Source organism: Caballeronia sp. J97 (assembly GCF_905220305.1).
Lineage (GTDB): Bacteria > Pseudomonadota > Gammaproteobacteria > Burkholderiales > Burkholderiaceae > Caballeronia.
Map to the genome: position 1 here is coordinate 176,221 of NZ_CAJMZL010000003.1, position 18,991 is coordinate 195,211.

General features: G+C 62.8%; 15 protein-coding genes. 4 read left to right on the plus strand and 11 right to left on the minus strand.

All coding sequences use genetic code 11. From position 1 onward, the window contains the following. Positions 1–21: 21 nt before the first annotated feature. Positions 22–915, minus strand: coding sequence for a ketopantoate reductase family protein (locus U4Y90_RS07420; RefSeq protein WP_321793787.1), 894 nt, complete (start codon positions 913–915; stop codon positions 22–24). Between the two features lie 464 nt (positions 916–1,379). Between U4Y90_RS07420 and U4Y90_RS07425 the strand changes: the two genes are divergently transcribed. After that, positions 1,380–2,090, plus strand: coding sequence for a FadR/GntR family transcriptional regulator (locus U4Y90_RS07425; RefSeq protein ID WP_321793789.1), 711 nt, complete (start codon positions 1,380–1,382; stop codon positions 2,088–2,090). A gap of 213 nt (positions 2,091–2,303) precedes the next feature. Then, on the plus strand, positions 2,304–2,777 hold the full coding sequence (locus U4Y90_RS07430; RefSeq protein WP_321793791.1) for a ferritin-like domain-containing protein: 474 nt from the start codon (positions 2,304–2,306) through the stop codon (positions 2,775–2,777). Positions 2,778–2,845: 68 nt separating this feature from the next. On the opposite strand, the gene U4Y90_RS07435 is transcribed toward U4Y90_RS07430, so the two are convergent. Next, entirely contained in the window at positions 2,846–3,502 is a 657-nt protein-coding gene (locus tag U4Y90_RS07435) for a peroxiredoxin (protein ID WP_321793793.1), read from the minus strand. Between the two features lie 148 nt (positions 3,503–3,650). Between U4Y90_RS07435 and U4Y90_RS07440 the strand changes: the two genes are divergently transcribed. Next, positions 3,651–3,776 (plus strand): hypothetical protein, encoded by a 126-nt coding sequence (locus tag U4Y90_RS07440; protein WP_321793795.1) that lies wholly within the window; start codon positions 3,651–3,653, stop codon positions 3,774–3,776. 72 nt (positions 3,777–3,848) lie between these two features. Next, positions 3,849–5,357 carry an amino acid permease gene (locus tag U4Y90_RS07445; RefSeq protein WP_321794073.1) on the plus strand — a complete coding sequence of 503 codons (1,509 nt, stop codon included), beginning with the start codon at positions 3,849–3,851 and terminating at the stop codon, positions 5,355–5,357. Between the two features lie 33 nt (positions 5,358–5,390). On the opposite strand, the gene U4Y90_RS07450 is transcribed toward U4Y90_RS07445, so the two are convergent. The 9 genes from U4Y90_RS07450 to U4Y90_RS07490 form a co-directional block, all read right to left on the minus strand. Then, the gene (locus U4Y90_RS07450) at positions 5,391–7,391 is read right to left on the minus strand and encodes an acyl CoA:acetate/3-ketoacid CoA transferase (protein ID WP_321793797.1); all 2,001 of its coding nucleotides are present in this window, start codon (positions 7,389–7,391) and stop codon (positions 5,391–5,393) included. A gap of 96 nt (positions 7,392–7,487) precedes the next feature. Then, positions 7,488–9,413 carry a potassium transporter Kup gene (locus tag U4Y90_RS07455; RefSeq protein ID WP_321793799.1) on the minus strand — a complete coding sequence of 642 codons (1,926 nt, stop codon included), beginning with the start codon at positions 9,411–9,413 and terminating at the stop codon, positions 7,488–7,490. Positions 9,414–9,535: 122 nt separating this feature from the next. Further along, positions 9,536–10,372, minus strand: a complete 837-nt coding sequence (locus U4Y90_RS07460; protein ID WP_321793801.1) for a shikimate dehydrogenase family protein — start codon at positions 10,370–10,372, stop codon at positions 9,536–9,538. An 82-nt stretch (positions 10,373–10,454) separates the two neighbouring features. Then, the gene (locus tag U4Y90_RS07465; RefSeq protein WP_321793803.1) at positions 10,455–11,189 is read right to left on the minus strand and encodes an ABC transporter ATP-binding protein; all 735 of its coding nucleotides are present in this window, start codon (positions 11,187–11,189) and stop codon (positions 10,455–10,457) included. Between the two features lie 892 nt (positions 11,190–12,081). Continuing rightward, positions 12,082–14,025, minus strand: a complete 1,944-nt coding sequence (locus U4Y90_RS07470; protein WP_321793805.1) for a branched-chain amino acid ABC transporter ATP-binding protein/permease — start codon at positions 14,023–14,025, stop codon at positions 12,082–12,084. Positions 14,026–14,035: 10 nt separating this feature from the next. Next, positions 14,036–14,908, minus strand: a complete 873-nt coding sequence (locus tag U4Y90_RS07475; protein WP_321793806.1) for a branched-chain amino acid ABC transporter permease — start codon at positions 14,906–14,908, stop codon at positions 14,036–14,038. Positions 14,909–15,743: 835 nt separating this feature from the next. After that, positions 15,744–16,955: an ABC transporter substrate-binding protein gene (locus U4Y90_RS07480; protein ID WP_415749314.1), complete on the minus strand. Its 1,212-nt coding sequence runs from the start codon at positions 16,953–16,955 to the stop codon at positions 15,744–15,746. Between the two features lie 409 nt (positions 16,956–17,364). Continuing rightward, positions 17,365–18,105, minus strand: coding sequence for an anti-sigma factor (locus tag U4Y90_RS07485; RefSeq protein WP_321793809.1), 741 nt, complete (start codon positions 18,103–18,105; stop codon positions 17,365–17,367). Continuing rightward, complete coding sequence (locus U4Y90_RS07490) at positions 18,095–18,766, minus strand: RNA polymerase sigma factor (RefSeq protein ID WP_321793811.1); 672 nt, start codon at positions 18,764–18,766, stop codon at positions 18,095–18,097. Before U4Y90_RS07490 ends, U4Y90_RS07485 begins: the two co-directional genes overlap by 11 nt. Between the last annotated feature and the right edge of the window lie 225 nt (positions 18,767–18,991).

Genomic DNA, 18,991 nt, shown 5'->3' on the forward strand with positions numbered 1-18,991 from the left:
CGTTCGCCTTCGAATCGCGCCCTATGACGCCTTGCTTTCGATCGCCTTGACGAGCGCGTGGAGCAGGCGGTTCGCGGGCGTCGGCACGCCGAGCGCCTCGCCGCGCCGCACGATCAGCCCGTTCAGGTGGTCGATCTCGCTCCGCTTGCCGCGCGCGAGATCCTGCGCCGTGGACGAGTACTGATTCTGCATCGTCTCCGCGATGCGGCGCACGGCGGCATCGACATCGCCGGGAATCGTGACCTGGTCCGCTTTCGCGACCGCGAGGCATTCGTCGACGACATCGCGCATCGACCGTGCGATGCCCTCGCCCTGCACGAGCTTTCCATAGGGCAGTTGCGTGATCGCGGACAACGCGTTGTAAGCGCAATTCAGCACGAGCTTCGCCCATAGCGCGCCGCGCACGTTGTCGGAAATCTCGGTAGGAACGCCCGCCGCCACGAGCGCGCGCGCGACCTCCTCGCTCTTGGTCGACGGCTCGATCACGAGTTCGCCCCGTCCGTTGTGCTTCACGTGTCCGGGCCCGGCCATTTCGGCCGCGACGTACACGACCGCGGCCGCCGCTTCCTGCGGCAACAGCTCGCGCAGGCGCTCGGCATTCTCCACGCCGTTTTGCAGCGAGAGCAGGAGCGCATCGGGTTCGAGACAGGGCGCGAGCGCCTTCGCCGCACTGTCGGTGTCGGTCGACTTCACGCAGAAGAGCACGAGTTGCGCGCCCTTCGCCGCGCTCGCGTAGGTGCTCGCGGCCACGCGCACGCGCTCGTCGAAATGCTGCGTATCGAGCCGCAAGCCTTCGCGTTCGATCGCCTCGACGTGCTGCGGCCGCGCGATCAGCACGACCTCATGACCCGCGCGCGCAAGCATGCCGCCGTAGTAACAACCGACGGCGCCCGCGCCCATGACGGCGACTTTCATGTTTCGCTTCTCCTCGTTGCGATGTTGGGTTTCATGGCTCGCAACGGTAACACATGCATGTCGACGATCCTTCGCATAACGGATGTTGCGCAAACGCTTGCGCTCTTCGCACGGATTCAAGCGTTGCTCCGGGCCCGCGAGATTTTGTGGGCGGACGCACGATAGTCAGTCGAATTAGCGATGCACCATATTGTTAAAACAGGCCACGCAGAGATACGCTTTGTTCAGCGGATCGACGATGCAGTCCAAACAATGCCGACCGCTGCGGGGTGTGCGGCCAGGGCCGCATCGGGTAGCTGAATCCGGGGACCAGAATACACGGCGTGCCGGGGGGATGCGCTGCGCGCGGACATGGCGACGCGCGGTGCACCGAGGCGCCGTGAACTTAGACAAGCGCTGGCTGTGCCGCTCGGCGACGAGTAGCAAGAGGCTACAGGCGTGGGCGTTATCACGAGAACAAAAACATGAATCATGGATATGAAGCATCGCTCGTCAAGCGCGTGGTGAATCAACTCGTCGCGGGCATCGTGAGCGGCGAATACCAGGACAACGTGCTTCCGCCACAAGTCATTCTTTCGAAGCAGCACGGTGTGAGCAGGACCATCATGCGCGAGGCGCTGAGCATTCTCATCTCGCGCCGAATGCTCGACGTCCGACCCAAGACAGGCACGCGCATCAAGCCCGCGCGCGAATGGCTCATCATGGACCCGGAAGTCGCCGAATGGCGCATGCGCGCGTTGCACGATCCCGACTGCATCCGCCGGCTGATCGAGTTCCGCTCGCTCGTCGATCCGCCCGCCGCCGCGCTCGCCGCGACGCGCGCGAACCGGCATCAGCGCATCGCCATCAACGCGGCTTATCAGCGGCTTGTGCATGCGAGCCCTTCCGAGCCCTTGCAGTCCGCCGCCGAAGAGGCGCTGCAGGCCGCTATCGTCGATGGCAGCGGCGACGAAGTATTGCGTCAGATGGGCAGCGTCGTGCGCGTCGGCATCCGTACCCTGAAGACCGCGCTACGCGCGCAGCCGCATCCGCTGCCGCGCGTTCCCGATTCGCAGCTCGGCGACTACGGCAGGCTCGTGCGCGCGATCGAAACCGGCGACGGCGACGGTGCGCGCACGGCCATGTCGCAAGTCCTCGCGCGCACGGCGTCGCTCTGGATCGAAGAAATCGCCTGAACGCAAAATCTCCGCCATTCCTCTGCCGCGGCCGCGAGGCCGCCCGCATCGGCTCCGCCGCGCATCCGGGCGCGTATCTTGCGCGCCCGGATGCCGCAGTTTCACCTCGCATGCGCCGCTCGCGTGACTACAATGAGTGATGCCCGTGCATGCGTGGAGTCATGGCCTCTTTCGTCTCACGGAGCGCCTGGCGTTGGAAAAACGGAGGCAAGAATGGCAGAGCTCGAAAAGGAAAAGGTCGTCGGCGTCCTGAACAAGATTCTCGAATCCGAACTGGCGGGCGTGGTCCGATACACGCATTATTCGTTTCTCGTGTTCGGCTTCGGACGCATTCCGATCGTGTCATGGCTGCGCGCACAGGCCGATGAATCGCTCGTGCACGCGCATCAGGCCGGCGAATGGATCACGACGCTCGGCGCGTATCCGTCGCTCGAAATCGGCCCGCTGCTCGACAATCACACGTTCGATATCGCGTCGATCCTGCGCGAGTCGCTGCAAGCGGAAAACGTCGCGCTCGGTCTGTATCGCGACTTGCTGCAGCTCGTGGAAGACCGCTCGGTTGCGCTTGAGGAATACGCGCGGCAGATGATCGAGGTCGAGGAGATGCACGCCGGCGAAGTGGACAAGATGCTGCGCCGGCCGGGCGAAGTAGAAACATCGCCCGAGCGCCGCACCGGCCATAACTGATTTGCAACAAAAAAACGCCGGCCCGCATTGCGCAGGCCGGCGCTTCATTGCCTGCTCGCGCGCGTGCGTTACTTCGGCTGCGCCACCGTGCGCAGATAGGGCTTCAGCGTCTTGAAGCCGTCCGGATACTTCTTCTTCGCGTCCTCGTCCGACACCGACGTCGGGATGATCACGTCATCGCCCGGCCTCCAGTTCACCGGCGTTGCAACCGTGTGCTTCGCGTTCAGTTGCAGCGCGTCGAGCAGGCGCAGCACTTCGTCGAAGTTGCGGCCCGCGCTCATCGGATACGTGAACGTAGCCTTCACCTTCTTGTCCGGACCGACGATGAACACCGCGCGGATCGTCGCGTTGTCGTTCGCCGTGCGCGGGTTCGCGCCGCTCGCGTTCGGGTGGATCATGTCGTAGAGCTTCGCAACGTTCAGGTCCGCGTCGCCGATCATCGGATAGTTGACCGCCGTGCCCTGCGTCTCCTCGATATCCTTCGCCCACTGCGAGTGATTCGTCACCGGGTCGATCGAGAGGCCGATCACCTTCGTATTGCGCTTGTCGAACTCGGGTTTGAGCCTGGCCATGTAGCCGAGCTCGGTCGTGCAGACCGGCGTGAAGTCCTTCGGATGCGAGAAGAGGATCGCCCATTTGTCGCCGATCCACTCGTGAAAGCGAATCGTGCCTTCGGTCGTCTCTGCCGTGAAATCGGGGGCTTCATCACCAATGCGTATAGCCATATCAAATCTCCACGTTAGGAAAGTCCGGCGAGCGTCCCGCGTGCGAAGGGAACGGATTCCGGGTTGAAAATCGCAACTGTGCACCTGATTATAGTGCGCCCGCGCGTCGCTCGCGGCACGTTTCCTGCTGCCGACCCACGAGCCGTGAATGAGCATCCGTTCCGCACGCACCACGCTCGAATTCCTCGGCAAAATCTGCTATCACGAAACGACAATCCGTCAGAACGAACGTGCAGGTGTGAAGCGGCAGGCGTGTGGATCATCCCGCACTTGAACGGGCGACAGACTTCGCCGGGCCATGGGGCGCGGCTACGCTGCCGCCGCACAGGAGGCGATCGTGGCCGTCATGCAAAGAAAGTCCGTCGCTGCGCTGCAAAGCGAAGCGGAAGAAACCGAGGAAGTGCTTCAGGAACACGGCGGCCATTCGCTGAAACGTTCGCTCACCGCGCTCGATGTCGTGATGCTCGGCATTGGCTGCATCATCGGCGCGGGCATCTTCGTGCTGACGGGCCACGCGGCCGCGGCCAACGCCGGCCCCGCGATCATCATTTCCTTCGTGCTGGGCGCAATCGTATGCGCGCTCGCCGGCCTTTGCTATGCGGAGATGGCTTCCACCGTGCCGGTCTCGGGCAGCGCGTACACCTACGCCTACGCGACGATGGGCGAATTGATCGCGTGGCTCATCGGCTGGGATCTGATCCTCGAGTACGCCGTCGGCGCGACGACGGTCGCGATCGGCTGGTCGGGTTATGTCGTGAGCTTCCTGCATTCGCTCGGCATCGACATTCCCGAGCAGCTTTCGAAAGCGCCATTCGCCTACGATCCGGGTCATGGCTGGAGCCACGTCGGCGCGATTCTCAACGTGCCCGCGATGGTGATCGTCGGGCTCATCACGATGCTGCTGGTCATCGGCATACGCGAGTCGGCGCGCGTGAACAGCTTCATCGTCATCATCAAGGTGCTGATCGTGCTCGCGTTCATCGGCGCGGGCATCGCGTTCGTGGACAAGGCCCATTGGGTCACCGCGCAGAACCCCACGGGCGCGTTCATTCCACCGAATACCGGCGAATCGGGCGTGTTCGGCATGAGCGGCGTGCTGCGCGGCGCGGCGGTCGTGTTCTTTGCCTATATCGGCTTCGATTCGGTTTCCTGCGTCGCGCAAGAGACGCGCAATCCGAGACGCGACATGCCGATCGGCCTTCTGGGCTCGCTCACGATCTGCACGATTCTCTATGTGCTCGTCTCGTACGTGCTGACAGGGATCGTGTCCTACGACAAGCTCAACGTGTCGGACCCGATCGCGGTCGGCGTCGATGCGATCGGCATGCGCTGGCTCTCGCCCATCGTGAAACTGGGCGCGATATTCGGCCTTACATCGGTGATACTCGTGTTGTTGTTGTCGCAGCCGCGCATCTTCTATTCGATGGCGAAGGACGGTCTGCTGCCGCCGTTCGCATCGAAGATTCATCCACGCTTTCACACGCCCTACATCACGACGATCATCACCGGCCTCATCGTGATGGTTCTCGCCGGGCTCTTGCCGATCGGGCTCGTCGGCGAGCTCGTGAGCATCGGCACACTGTTCGCGTTCATGGTGGTGTGCATCGGCGTGCTCGTGCTGCGCATCACGCAGCCGGAGCTCGAGCGCGCATTCAAGACGCCCGCGGTGTATGTCGTCGCGCCGCTCGGGGCGCTGTCGTCGCTCTTCCTGATGTCGGGGTTGCCCGCCGATACGTGGATACGGCTCATCGTGTGGATGGCGATCGGCGTCGTCATCTACTTCGGCTACGGCATACGCCATAGCCGGCTGCGAAATCAGCGCGAGACCGCGCCGGGCCGAACCGCGCGCGGATGACCTGCCAGGGGCCGCCTGGCGTGCGGCCCCGCTTCATTCCGCCGCGCGTTTCGATTCGTGTTCGCGCGCTTCCTCGGGGCTTTCGTAGATATACGGCGCGACGCCGCGGCGTTTCAACGCATCGCCGAGTTTCAGGCGCAGGAAACTGCTCGTCGTATAGCGCGTCACCCGGTCGTAATGGCCGTCGACCAGCTTCGTGACCATTTCCGAATAAGCGTCGAGCATGTCGGGGTGAATCGAAAAGTTATCGTAGTTCACGATCGCATGCGGCTTCGTGCTCACGCCCGCCAGTTGCTTTTCGACTTCGCGACGGATCGCTTCGACATCGCTCAGGCTCTTCACTTCGTGCCCTTCGAAGTTGATGAAGAAGAGATTCTTCTCCGGGTCGTAACTGAAGCGTTCGGAGAGATCGAGCCGCAGCAGGATATCGCGCAGGCCCATCGGCGCATCGCGGAAAATGCGTTCGTCCATGAGACGCGGCGGCGTGTCCATGAGCGGCGCGAAACCCATTTGCGCGATGACGTCCCGCTCGATATCGATGCCCGGCGCCACTTCCGTCAGCGCGAGCCCCTTGTCCGTGAGCTCGAAGACGCAGCGCTCGGTGACATAGACCACGGTCTGTCCGCGCTCGGCCGCATAGCGTCCGCTGAACGTGCGATGCTCGACCGCATCGACGAACTTGCGGCAATCGCCTTCCCGGCGAATCCGCAGCTTGCCTTCTTCGATCGCGACATCGAGCTTGCCCGCGTTGAAAGTGCCGACGAATACGACTTTCTTCGCCGCCTGGCTGATGTTGATGAAGCCGCCCGCGCCTGCGAGCTTCGGCCCGAACTTGCTCACGTTCAGATTGCCTTCGCCGTCGGCCTGGGCGAGGCCGAGGAACGCGATATCGAGGCCTCCGCCGTCGTAGAAATCGAACTGATACGGCTGGTCGATGATCGCCTGCGTGTTGGTCGCCGCGCCGAAGTTGAGGCCGCCCGCCGGAATGCCGCCGATCACGCCGGGCTCGGTCGTCATCGTGAAGAGGTCGATCACCTGCTCCTCGTTCGCGACGCTCGCGATGCCCTCCGGCATGCCGATGCCGAGATTCACGACGCTGTTGGCCATCAGTTCGAAGGCCGCGCGCCGGGCGATGATCTTGCGCTCGGTGAGCGACATCGGCGGCACCGAGCTCGCGGCCACGCGCAGCTCGCTCGAAAACGCCGCGCTGTAGGGCTCGCCGAAGGTCTGCCAGTGATTGTCGGGCTTCGCGAGCACGACGCAATCGACCATCACGCCGGGAATCTTCACCTGGCGCGAGTTGAGCGTGTTCGATTCCGCGAGCCGCTCGACTTGCGCGATCACGATGCCGCCCGAATTGCGCGCGGCCATCGCGATGGACAAGGCTTCGAGCGTCAGCGCTTCCTTTTCCATCGTGACGTTGCCGTTCAGATCGGCCGTGGTGCCGCGCACGATCGCGACATCGATCGGGAAGGTCTTGTAGTAAAGATAGTCCGTGCCGTCGATGGGCATGAGCCGCACGACGTCTTCCGTCGTGCGTGCGTTGAGCTTGCCGCCGCCGTTACGCGGATCGACGAAGGTGCCGAGCCCGACCGTCGAGAGCTGCCCGGGCCGATGCGCGGCGATATCGCGAAAGAGTTGCGAGATCACGCCTTGCGGCAGGTTGTATGCCTCGATGCGGTTCTCGATCGCCATCTTCTGCAGGCCCGGGACGAGTCCCCAGTGCCCGCCGATCACGCGCTTGACGAGGCCTTCGTGCGCCAGATGATTGAGGCCCTTGCCGCGGCCGTCGCCCTGACCCGCCGCATAGACCAGCGTGAGATCCCCGATCGGATCGCTGCCCTCGACGAAACGTTCTTCGAGCGCGATCGCCACTTCCTCCGCGAAGCCGATGCCGACGAAACCGCTCGTCGCGATCGTATCGCCCGAGCGGATCAGGCGCACGGCCTCACGCGCGGATACGATCTTGCCGCGCTCGACGAGGCGCGCGGTCGACGGGAACGGATGGCGGGTCGGCGTGCTGCTGGCGGTCATGACGTCTCCTGTGTGCCGCGTTTGTTATCGTGAGTCTCGCGCGAATATTTTCCGCCCGCTTGCGTCCAACGCACGCAGTTCAGCCGATTTGCGCCGTCATATCTCGACCCGCGCACCGAGCTCGATCACGCGATCGGCCGGTAATCGCAGGTAGGCCGCGACGTTGCCCACATTGTGCAGCATGATCGCGAAGAGCCGTTCGCGCCATAACGCCATGCCGGTGCCGGGCGTCGGCACGACGGTCGCGCGCGACATGAAATACGAAATCGTCGCGCGATCGAACTTGAGTCCCGAGCCGCGGCATTTCTCCAGCGCGGCGGGGAGATCGACTTCGTCCTTGAAGCCGTAGCTCACCGTCACCTGAAAGCAGCCATTGCCGAGCGTCTCCAGCGACACGCGGCGCACCTCGTCCACCCACGGCACCGGCTCGGTCGCGACGGTCAGAAATACCGTGTGTTCGTGCAGCACGCGGTTGTGCATGAGGTTGTTCAGCAGCGAATGCGGCACGCCGCTGGGATCGTTGGACATGAAGATCGCCGTGCCCTCCACGCGCGCCGGCGAGCGCGCGAGCAGATTGGCGAGGAACGGTTTCAGGGGCATCGTGCCGGCACGCGCGCGCGCTTCCTGGATCATCATCTGCGCGCCCCGTCCCCATGTCGCCATGATCGTGAACATCACGAGGCCGATGGCGACCGGAAACCAGCCGCCGTCGGCAATTTTCAGGCAGTTCGCGGAGAAGAACATCGCGTCGATCACGAAGAAGAACGCAGTCGAAAAAATGCACAGCGCCCAGTTGTAATGCCACGCGTAGCGGATCACGAAGAAGGTCAGCATCGTCGTGATGAGCATGGTCCCGGTGACCGCGATGCCGTACGCGGAGCCGAGCGCGGTCGACGAGCCGAAGCCGAGCACGGCGGCGACCACGGCGAGCAGAAGCGTCCAGTTGATGCCAGGCACATAGATCTGCCCTATCTCCTTCGCCGACGTGTACACGACGCTCATGCGCGGCAGGAAGCCGAGTTGCATCGCCTGCTTGGTCATCGAATACGTGCCGGAGATCACGGCCTGCGACGCGATGACCGTCGCGATGGTGGAAAGCACGACCATCGGATAGAGCATCCACGAGGGAAAGAGCCGGTAGAACGGATTTTGCAGCGCGGAAGGATCGGCGATCAGGAGCGCGCCCTGGCCGAGATAGTTCAGTGCGAGCGACGGAAAGACGATCGCGAACCACGTGAGGCGGATCGGCCGCGAGCCGAAGTGGCCCATGTCGGCATAAAGCGCTTCGGCGCCCGTCAACGAAAGCACCACCGCACCCAGCGCGACGAATGCGAGCCAGCGATGATGCAGGCAGAACTCGAGCCCCGCGAACGGATTGAGCGCCGCGAGAATATGCGGCGAATCCTTGATGTTCATGAGGCCCGACACGGCCAGCACGATGAACCACAGCACCATCACCGGCCCGAACACCGCGCCGATGCCCGATGTGCCGTGCTTCTGCATCACGAAGAGTGCGATCAGCGCGACGAGCGTCACGGGCACGACATACGGCTGAAGACCGGGCGCGGCCACTTCGAGCCCTTCCACCGCGCTCAGCACGGAAATGGCGGGCGTGATGACGCCGTCGCCGTAAAAGAGCGCCGCACCCATCACGCCGACGAGCAGAAGCACGTGCTTCAGCCGCTTCTTCGATTCGACCGAGGACGCCGCGAGCGCGAGCAGCGCCATGATGCCGCCTTCGCCGTGATTGTTGGCGCGCAGGATCAGCGTCACGTACTTGAGCGAGACGATGATCGTGAGCGACCAGAAGATCAGCGACACGATGCCGATCACGTTCGCGCTCTGCAAAGGCAGGCCGCTCGCCGGATCGAACACGGTTTTGAGTGTATAGAGCGGACTCGTGCCGATATCGCCGTAGACGACGCCGAGCGCCGCGAGCGAGAGCCCCAGCAAGGCCGGATGCCCGTGCGGCTCCGGTGCGTGCTTGTCGTCGGCCGGAACGCCGGGTGCAGTCGATCCCATGATTCCTCCCTGCGTTTTGCGGGCCGCGCATGGGGCGGCCCATTTGTCAGAGGAAGAGCATCTGCGTTGCTGTGTCGATAAAAGTATAGAAACGAAGCGCGGTTATGTCCGCGCAAGCGTGCTTACGCGTACTTGATCTGCGCGACCGCGCGCAATTCGTCGGCCGTGGCGGTGCCGTAGCCGAAGAACTCGAGATACGCCGGAATCATTTCGAAAAGCATGTCCGTGCCGACCTGCACGGCGCAGCCCTTGTCTTTCGCCGCACGCAACAGCGGCGTGTACTCCGACTTCATCACCACTTCGCCGACGAACGTGCCGGGCGCGATGCGGTCGATATCGAATGGCAACGGGTCGGTGTCTTTCATGCCGAGGGGCGTCGCGTTCACGATCACGTCGAAGCCATCGGGATCTTTCGTGTCGGTTCTTACTAGAAGCTTGGGGTAGTGCTCGCGCAAACGCGAGGCGAGTCCCTCGACCGAGGCCGTATTCGTATCGAAGACCGCGAGTTCGGCGACCCCCGCGGCGGCGAGCGATGCCGCGATCGGCGAGCCGACGCCGCCGCTGCCGAGCACGAGCACGCGCGCGCCCGCTAGCTTGCGGCCTTTGCGCTCGACGCCGCGCACGAAGCCCGCGCCGTCGAACTGATCGCCGACGAGCGTGCCGTCGTCGCGCTTAAGTATTGCATTGCAGGCGCCGGCGATGCGCGCGGTCGGGCTCACTTCGTCCATCAGACCGACGGTCGTGATCTTGTGCGGCATCGTGACGAGCGCGCCTCGGATGTTCGTGAGCTTGAACAGGTGCGGCAGGAACGCGGCGTAGTCCTCGGGTTTGACGCCCATCGGCACGACGACGGTGTCGATGCCCTGTTTGTCGAACCACGGGTTATAGATCATCGGCGCCTTGAACGCTTCGGTCGGGTAGCCGAGGTGAGCAATCAGAGTGGTCTTGCCGCTGATCATGGCAGCTCCTTTCAGGATGTCGGACGCGCGCGGTTGCGCCCTGATCATGATAGAGCGGATTGCTTCTGCCGCAGTGCGGCAATCAATGACTCGCGCCGAGATAAGCTGCCTTCACCGACGGATCGTCGCGCAATTGCGCGGCCGGGCCGTGTGTCGCGACGCGGCCGTTTTCCAGCACATAGCCGTAATCCGCGACATTGAGCGCGGCGGCCGCGAATTGCTCGACGAGCAGCATCGTGACGCCATCGGCCTTCAGGCGCTCGATGATGCGGAACACTTCGTCGACGAGAATGGGCGCGAGGCCCATCGATGGTTCGTCGAGAAGGACGAGATCCGGGTTCAGCATGATGGCGCGCGCCATCGCGAGCATTTGCTGTTCGCCGCCCGACAGCGTGCCGGCGAGCTGATTGCGGCGTTCCTTCAGACGTGGGAACAACTCGATCGCGCGTTCGAGATCGGCGCTGACGTCGCCTTTCGGGCGCGACCATGTCAGGCGTGGAAATGCGCCGAGCAGCAGGTTATCGGTGACGGACATCGTCGCGAATACGCGGCGGCCTTCGGGTGAATGCGCGAGGCCGAGGCGCGCGATCTTGTGCGAATCCAGTGAGTCGATGCGCCTGGTGTTGCTGCCGACGCCCATCGTGATTTCGCCTTCTGTCGGCTTGATCATGCCGGAGATCGCGCGCATGGTCGTGGTCTTGCCGGCGCCGTTCGAGCCGATCAAGGTTACGACTTTCGCCTTCGGCACGGTTAGCGAGATGCCGTGGAGGACTTTGACTTTGCCGTAGCCGGCGTGGAGGTTATTGATCGTCAGCATGGGTTGGTTTTCTTGCGGCTGGGCTTTTGTCGGTCTATTGGTGTTGCCCCTTTTGCGGGGCGGCAGTCACTTTCTTTGCTTACTTTGCCTTACTTTGCTGCTGTGCTCACCAGGGGTTTCGTGGAATCCTGATCTCGCGTCGGTCTATTAGCGTTGCCCCTTTTGCGGGGCGGCAGTCACTTTCTTTGCTTACTTTGCCTTACTTTGCTGCTGTGCTCATCAGGGGTTTCGTGGAATCCTGATCTCGCGTCGGTCTATTAGCGTTGCCCCTATGCGGGGCGGCAGTCACTTTCTTTGCTGCTGCAAAGAAAGTAACCAAAGAAAGCAGCTATCCCCATCCAAAGTACTTCACACCGGCCCCGGCACAGGCGATTGGCTGAATGGTCCGCCAGTAGCGAGTGCCCCCACAAGCAGAACACAGCTTGGATCGCGCACGATCCGCCCCATCGCACCACACAACCAACTGGTACAGCACAAGACCGCTCCGGCCCGCTTCGCGGCCGATGGGTTCATCGGGTGTGCGCGTGCTTCTTTGCTGATATCTCCATCTCACCGCAATTGCAAACCGATGGTTTCCCTTGTAGACCCGGCGGCAGCGCGTAGCGCTGTGCCGAAGCTATTTCGTGCTGAACCAGTGACCTCAAAGTACTGGTTCGTCAGATCGTGCGCGGTCCAAGCTCTGTTCTACTTGCGGGGGCACTCGCTATTACCGTTCCATTCAGCCAATCGCCTGTGCCGCGGCCGGTGTGAAGTACTTTGGATGGGAGAAGCTGCTTTCTTTGGTTACTTTCTTTGCAGCAGCAAAGAAAGTGACTGCCGCCCCGCACAGGGGCAGTGCTAATAGACCACCGCGAAATCAGGATTCCACGAGGGCTCCACGAAAAAGCAAACCTCAAGCAACCTGCACCGCCTGCCCCCCCAAATAAGCCTCGATAACCTTCTGATTGGCCTGAATCTCCGAAGGCCTCCCCTCCGCGATTTTCTGCCCGAAATCCAGCACCGAAACGGTATCGCAAACACTCATCACCACATCCATATGATGCTCGATCAACACAAGCGTGATGCCATGATTGCGCACCTTGCGAATGATCGCGACGAGCTCGCGAATATCCGGCGCGGTCAACCCCGCCGCCGGTTCGTCGAGCAGAAGCAATTGCGGATCGAGCGCCAGAGCGCGCGCGATTTCGAGCAAACGCTGCTTTCCGTAAGGCAGATTGCGCGCTTCCTCTCCCGCGACACTCTCCAGCCCAACAAAGCGCAGCATGTTGAACGCCCGCTCGCGCGCCGCGCGCTCTTCCCGCCGATATCGCGGGCTCATCGCGCCGACATCCGCCAGATTCGACCGGAACGTGTGATGCAAGCCCACGAGCACGTTCTCCAGCGCCGTCATCTCGCCGAAGAGCTGCACGTTCTGAAACGTCCGCGCGATGCCCGACAGCGCGATCTTCGACGACGTGCGCCCCGCGAGCGATTGCCCCTCGTATTCGATCGCGCCCGCCGTCGGCACGTAGATGCCCGTCAGCACGTTCATCATCGTGCTCTTGCCCGAACCGTTCGGGCCGATCAGGCCGTGAATCGTGCCGCGTTTCACCGTCAGGTTCACATCGTTCAATGCCTTCAGGCCGCTGAACTGCATCAGCACGCCGCGCACCTCGAGGATCGCATCCGCGCCTTCGGTCGCAACCGCGGCAACCGCGTCGTCCTGGCGCGCATGGCTCGCGAGCTCATCGGTATCGACCTTCGTCACGCGCACGCGGCCCAGGTTCAGCGTCTTGCGCACGAAGCCGACGATTCCGTCCTGCAGGTAATACACGACGAGCAGAATCATCAAGCCGAAGATGGTCAGACGCCAGTCGGTCAGCGCTTCGATCCAGAACGAAAACGCGGCGAGACCCGCCGTGCCGATGATCGGCACCGCGACACGTTGCGGCGTCGTGGTCTTCTTCGCGAGCGCCAGCGCGGCACCCGCGACGACGATCACCGCGAGCGCGGTCGCCACGACGCGGAAGTTGGAGATATCGTCGAGCAGCTTGGGCAACATCACGATGACCGTCGAGCCGATGATCGCGCCCGTGCGCGTCTTGCGCCCGCCCATGATGATCGCGAGCAGGAACAGGATCGTCAGCTCGAAGTTATACGTGTTCGGCGAGATGTACTGCTCGGAGTACGAGTAAAGGCAGCCCGCGAGACCGGCGAATCCCGCGCTGATCACGAACGCGACCACCTTGTAGCGATACACCGACACCCCCATGCAGTCCGATGCGATCGGGCTGTCGCGCAACGCCTCGAATGCGCGCCCGAGATGCGACTTCAACACGCGATGAACGACGATCAGCGACACCACCAGCAGCGCCGCGACGAGCCAGTAATACTGCACCTCGTCGAGCCTGTGCCCCGCGAACATCGGCTTCGGAATCTTGAGGCCCATCGGTCCGTTCGTCAGGAAATCCATCTCGTTGATGAGGATCTGGATGATCGTGCCGAACGCGAGCGTCACCATCGCCAGATAAGGGCCCGACACGCGCAGCGCGGGCAACGCGAGAATCGCGCCGAAACCGGCCGTCACCAGAATCGAAAGCGGCGCGGTCACATAGAACGGCATGCCGAGCTTCATGAACAGCACGCCCGCCGTGTACGCGCCCACGCCGAACAAGCCCGCATGACCGAGCGATACCTGCCCCGTATAACCCACGACGATATCGAGCCCGAAGAGCAGGATCGCGTAGATCATGATGGTTTCGACGAGGTGGATGTAGTACGGATTGCCCGACACCACCGGAAAAATCGCGAGTGCGGCGAGTCCGGCGAGTGCCGCGATCCAGTTCTTTGCTTTCATCGTCGCCGCCTCAGACTTTCTTGATCGCCGTCTTGCCGAAGAGACCCGCGGGCTTGACCGCGAGCACGATCAAGAGCAGCACGAGCCCCGGCACGTCTTTGTAGCCGGTGGAAATATAGAAGCCGGTCGTCGTCTCCGCGATGCCGAGAATCATGCCGCCGACGATGATGCCCATGCCGCTCGACAAGCCCCCGATGATCGCCACGGCGAATGCCTTGAGGCCGAGCACCGCGCCCATCGTCGCGCCGGTCAATGTCAGCGGCGCGATCAAAACCCCTGCAAATGCAGCGGTCAACGACGAAAGCGCATACGAGAACGTGATGACGAGCCCGGTGTTGATGCCCATCAGCGACGCCGCGTCGCGATCGTTCGCCGTCGCCACCACGGCCTTGCCGAAGATCGTCTTGCGATTGAAGAACTCGACCGCGAGCATCATCACGAGCGCGCCGCCGACGACGAGCAGTTCCATCGGCAAGACGTTCGCGCCGAATACCTTGAGCGGCGCTTCGGGCAGGGGCGAAGGAAAGCGCAGATCATCGCGGCCCCATACGTTTTCCGCGACGTTCTTGAAGATGATGCCGAGCGCGATCGTCGACATGATCCAGCCGAACTCCGACTTGATCTTGATCGCGGGCCGCACGCCGATGCGCTCGACGAACGCGCCCTGCATCAGGCCGAAGAGACATACGAGCGGAATCATCAGCCAGTAGTTGACGCCCGCCGATACGAGCGTGAGGCCGACGAGCGCGCCGAGCATCAATGCATCGCCCTGGCCGAAGTTCAGCGTGCCGGATGTGGCGAACGTGAGTTGATAGCCGAACGCGATCACGGCGTAGATCATGCCGAGGGCGATACCGCTATAGACGAGTTGCAGGAGGATCATAGGAGGCTTGCGTTGGGGTTTTGTGCGGTCTGCGCTTTTGTGGAATCCTGATTTCGCATCGGTCTGGGGTGTTGCCCCTGTGCGGGGCGGCAGTCACTTTCTTTGCTTACTTCGCTGCTGTCTTCACCAAGGCTTTCGTGGAATCCCGTTTTCTTAGTGGTCTATTAGCGCTGCCCCTGTGCGGGGCGGCAGTCACTTTCTTTGCTGCTGCAAAGAAAGTAACCAAAGAAAGCAGCTATCCCCATCCAAAGTACTTCACACCGGCCCCGGCACAGGCGATTGGCTGAATGGTCCGCCAATAGCGAGCGCCCTCACAAGCAGAACACAGCTTGGATCGCGCACGGTCCGTCTCATCGCACCGCAATCCTTGCTGGCTCAGCACGAAATAGGTCCGGCCCGCTTCGCGGCCGACCGGTCAATCAGGTTCGCGCGTGCTTCTTTGCTAACGCTTCCATCTCACTGCATGCGCAGCCCGCTGGTTTCCCTTGTGGACCCGGCGGCAGCGCGTAGCGCTGTGCCGAAGCTGTTTCGTGCTGAACCAGTGCCCTCAAAGTACTGGTTCGTCAGATCGTGCGCGGTCCAAGCTCTGTTCTGCTTGCGGGGGCACTCGCTATTGCCGTTCCATTCAGCCAATCGCCTGTGCCGCGGCCGGTGTGAAGTACTTTGGATGGGAGAAGCTGCTTTCTTTGGTTACTTTCTTTGCAGCAGCAAAGAAAGTGACTGCCGCCCCGCACAGGGGCAACGCCAATAGACCGACGCGAATACGGGATCCGGCAACAGCCGAAGCAACAAGCAACACGAAGAAAGAGCCCGATCAAAGACCGGGCCCCCGATATCAGTTCGAAGCCGTCGTCGCCTGCTTGGTCCGCAACGTCCCGCCCCCCTTCTTGTCCGCGTCATACGCAAAAATCACCCGCCCGCCCTTCACCTCCCCGATCACCGGCACGTTCGGCGTAATCGCTTCGTGATCGGCCTTCGTGAAAGGCTTGTCATAGACCATCACGACGCCTTCCACTTTCGTGTTCAGGCTCTCAAGCGCTTCCTTGACCTTCGGCCCGTCCGTCGTGCCGGCTTGCTTGATCGCAGCCGCGAGCAGATACACCGAGTCATAACCCTGCGCCGCCGAAACCGGCGAATCGATGCGCTCGTTCTTCGGCTTGAACTCCTTCAGATACGCATCGATGAAAGCCTTGCGCTTCGGCGTGTTCGCTTCCTGAATGAAAGTCTGCGGCATGCGCGCGCCTTCGCCGTTCGCGCCGGCATTGTCGATGTAGTTCGCCATCGAAAGCGTCCAGCTTCCGATCAACGGCACCTTCCAGCCAAGCTTGGCCATGCCGTTCGCGATCTGCGCGAGTTCAGGCCCGATGCCGTAGGTCAGCACGGCCTGCGCGCCCGCTTCCTTCGCCTTCAGCAACTGGGCCGTCATGTCGACGTCCTTGATATTGAACTTTTCGACGGCGACCGGTTTCACGCCTTTCGCAGCCAGCGCCTTTTCCAGATCCTCGCGGCCGAGCTGGCCATAGTTGGTCGAATCGGCGAGGATCGCGACCTTCGTGAAGCCGCGCTTCGTCACCGCTTCCTCGACGATCATCGGCGCCTGGATGCGGTCGGCGGCGGCGTTGCGGAAGACGTAGTTATCGGGTTGATCGTCGAACTGCTTCGTGACCACGCTGCCGGTCGCGACATTGTTGAACACGGGAATCTTCGCTTCCTGGAAGAAGCGCTGCGACGCGAGAGCGACACCCGTATTGATGTAGCCGACGACCGCGACGACCTTCTCCTTGTTGATCAGCTCCTGCGCGATCTGCACGCCGCGCTCGTTCTTCGCTTCGTCATCGCGCTCGACCAGCACGAGCTGTCGGCCCAGCACGCCGCCCGACTTGTTGATCTCCGCCGTCGCTAGACGCACGCCATCGCGCATGCTGACACCCATGGAAGACGAACCGCCCGTGAACGGACCATCGACGCCGATCTTGATCGGGTCGGCCGCGTGCGCCAACGAGAAAACGCCGAACGCGAGCGTGCTCGCGATGAGCTTCATCTTCATACCCATGTGTGTCTCCGTCGCCTGATTCGTTATTTGAAAGTCCCATGCAACGCGGGAAATGCCAGCGAATTTCTTTAAGTGCACGCCGCGTTATCGATTACATAGGCTGTGAGCGAGTTTAGAAAAATGTAAGGATATGACCATATTCGGACATACCCGAAGAGCACGAGCGTTAGCGCACGCCCGATGCATCGCAAGTGTGCAAGCGATGAAAACCCCGTGAAAACAAGCCGCGTCAGGCAGCATCCCCAATGCATGTGCATAGCTTCTGGAAAGCAGGCGATAGCGGGTATACGCGTAACGTCGAAACAAAAAAAACGCGCGGCGTCCCCGGAGGACCACCGCGCGCAACCTTGCGCACCCTTCGAATTTTTTTGAATGGCGGATAACTTTTGCGCCGTTCCCTTTCTTAGCGCGGCGCGCCGGTTTCGATCGCCTGCACGAACTGGCGCAGCACCGCACCCGATGCATCGGTGACGGCCCAGAACGTCATGCCATCGTGATTCCAGCGCGCGAGCGCGTACCCATCGTCGGACTGCGTCACGACCGGAGAGAACGACTTGCCGCTCGTATCGGCTTTTACTTCGCCCTTGCGTTCGGGAAACACGTACACGTCGATCGGATGCTTCAGATAGCGATAGACGACGACCGCCACCGGCCGATGATCGATGTAGTCCAGCCGTCCGCCGACGAGCGCGAAGCCCGGCCCCGCCGGATCGATCACCGGCGGCGCATAGTCGATGCGGCCGTTGAACCACGGCTTCACGGTGTGCTTGTCGCTGGACAGCACGTCGATCGGACGGTCCGACATCAGCGCGCGCACATGGCTCGATACGATCTCCTGCGCGATGGGCGAGCCCGTCGAGACGGACGAGACGAGCGGCACCGCCTGGAACCACAGCATCGTGCCGAGCACGAGCGCGGAAAGCGTCGCGCCCGCGAACGCGCCGCCGAAGAACGGCCACGGCGCCGCGAACAGACTGCGCGAGCCGCGCCTCGCGGGCCGGGCGGGCTCGCGCCTGCGCGCGTCTTCCTCGGCTTGAGCCCGCACGCGCGCCAGCACCTGTGCGCGCAGATGAACCGGCGCGCGCTGATACAGCGAACCATCGGTGAGCCTCGAATCGAGCGAGGCGGTGTCGTTATTTTCCATTGCCCGACTCCTCAGAATGACCCGGTCCCGCGCGGCGCACGAGACGCACGCTCGGCTTGTCCTGCCCGCCCTGGGCCGCGCGCACCGCCCCCGCCAGCATCTTGCGGCCGCGCGCGAGCCGCGACATCACCGTGCCGATCGGCACGCCGGTCACGGATGCGACTTCCTTGTAACTCATGTCTTCCAGCTCTCGTAACACCAGCACCTCGCGAAAGGCGATCGGCAACGCCTCCAGCGCGCGATGCACCAGATGCACTTCGTCGCGGCGCACGGCCAGCGTCTCCGGATCGGCCGCGCCTTCCTCCGACCAGCCCGGCAACGCTTCGTCGCCGCCCAGTTCCTCGTCGTAGGGCGTCGCGTCCGCGAGCTGCACGCGCCTGCGCCATTCCGTGAACCACGTATTGCGCACGATCGCGAGCAACCACGCCCGCGCATTCGCTTCCTCGCCGCCCTCGAATCCGCCGAAGAAACGGAACGCGCGCAGATAGGCTTCCTGCACGACATCATCGGCATCGTTCGCGCTGCCCGACAGCCAGCGCGCGAGGTTGTACGCGGCGTCCAGGTGCGGCATCACGGTCGCCTCGAAACGCGCGTGCACCGCCTCGGCGTCCGCCTGGCCGCGGCGCCCGGACTTGTCTTCTTTCGACCTGCCTGGCCACATCGCGCGGGTCTCCTTTCGACAACCACATTCGGAAAACTTCGCTCGGGCGCGGCGGCATCTCATCTTCCGCGCCTTCCCCTCCGATACTCCGCGCGCGGGGGGTTTATTCCCGATCGCAGCAGCGCCTCGAAAAAATATAGCGGGAATATCCCGCCCGGTTCGCCGGTTCGATGAACGGATGCCGCAACGCCTGCGCTCGACCGAGCCGACGCTGCCGGCCTCGCG

Coding starts and splice junctions, on each gene's coding strand:
- U4Y90_RS07465 (WP_321793803.1), bottom strand. CDS start 11,189: ATGCTGACGATCAATAACCTCCACGCCGGCTACGGCAAAGTCAAAGTC.
- U4Y90_RS07460 (WP_321793801.1), bottom strand. CDS start 10,372: ATGATCAGCGGCAAGACCACTCTGATTGCTCACCTCGGCTACCCGACC.
- U4Y90_RS07435 (WP_321793793.1), bottom strand. CDS start 3,502: ATGGCTATACGCATTGGTGATGAAGCCCCCGATTTCACGGCAGAGACG.
- U4Y90_RS07445 (WP_321794073.1), top strand. CDS start 3,849: ATGCAAAGAAAGTCCGTCGCTGCGCTGCAAAGCGAAGCGGAAGAAACC.
- U4Y90_RS07490 (WP_321793811.1), bottom strand. CDS start 18,766: ATGTGGCCAGGCAGGTCGAAAGAAGACAAGTCCGGGCGCCGCGGCCAG.
- U4Y90_RS07420 (WP_321793787.1), bottom strand. CDS start 915: ATGAAAGTCGCCGTCATGGGCGCGGGCGCCGTCGGTTGTTACTACGGC.
- U4Y90_RS07480 (WP_415749314.1), bottom strand. CDS start 16,955: ATGAAGATGAAGCTCATCGCGAGCACGCTCGCGTTCGGCGTTTTCTCG.
- U4Y90_RS07430 (WP_321793791.1), top strand. CDS start 2,304: ATGGCAGAGCTCGAAAAGGAAAAGGTCGTCGGCGTCCTGAACAAGATT.
- U4Y90_RS07455 (WP_321793799.1), bottom strand. CDS start 9,413: ATGGGATCGACTGCACCCGGCGTTCCGGCCGACGACAAGCACGCACCG.
- U4Y90_RS07440 (WP_321793795.1), top strand. CDS start 3,651: ATGAGCATCCGTTCCGCACGCACCACGCTCGAATTCCTCGGCAAAATC.
- U4Y90_RS07450 (WP_321793797.1), bottom strand. CDS start 7,391: ATGACCGCCAGCAGCACGCCGACCCGCCATCCGTTCCCGTCGACCGCG.
- U4Y90_RS07485 (WP_321793809.1), bottom strand. CDS start 18,105: ATGGAAAATAACGACACCGCCTCGCTCGATTCGAGGCTCACCGATGGT.
- U4Y90_RS07475 (WP_321793806.1), bottom strand. CDS start 14,908: ATGATCCTCCTGCAACTCGTCTATAGCGGTATCGCCCTCGGCATGATC.
- U4Y90_RS07470 (WP_321793805.1), bottom strand. CDS start 14,025: ATGAAAGCAAAGAACTGGATCGCGGCACTCGCCGGACTCGCCGCACTC.
- U4Y90_RS07425 (WP_321793789.1), top strand. CDS start 1,380: ATGAATCATGGATATGAAGCATCGCTCGTCAAGCGCGTGGTGAATCAA.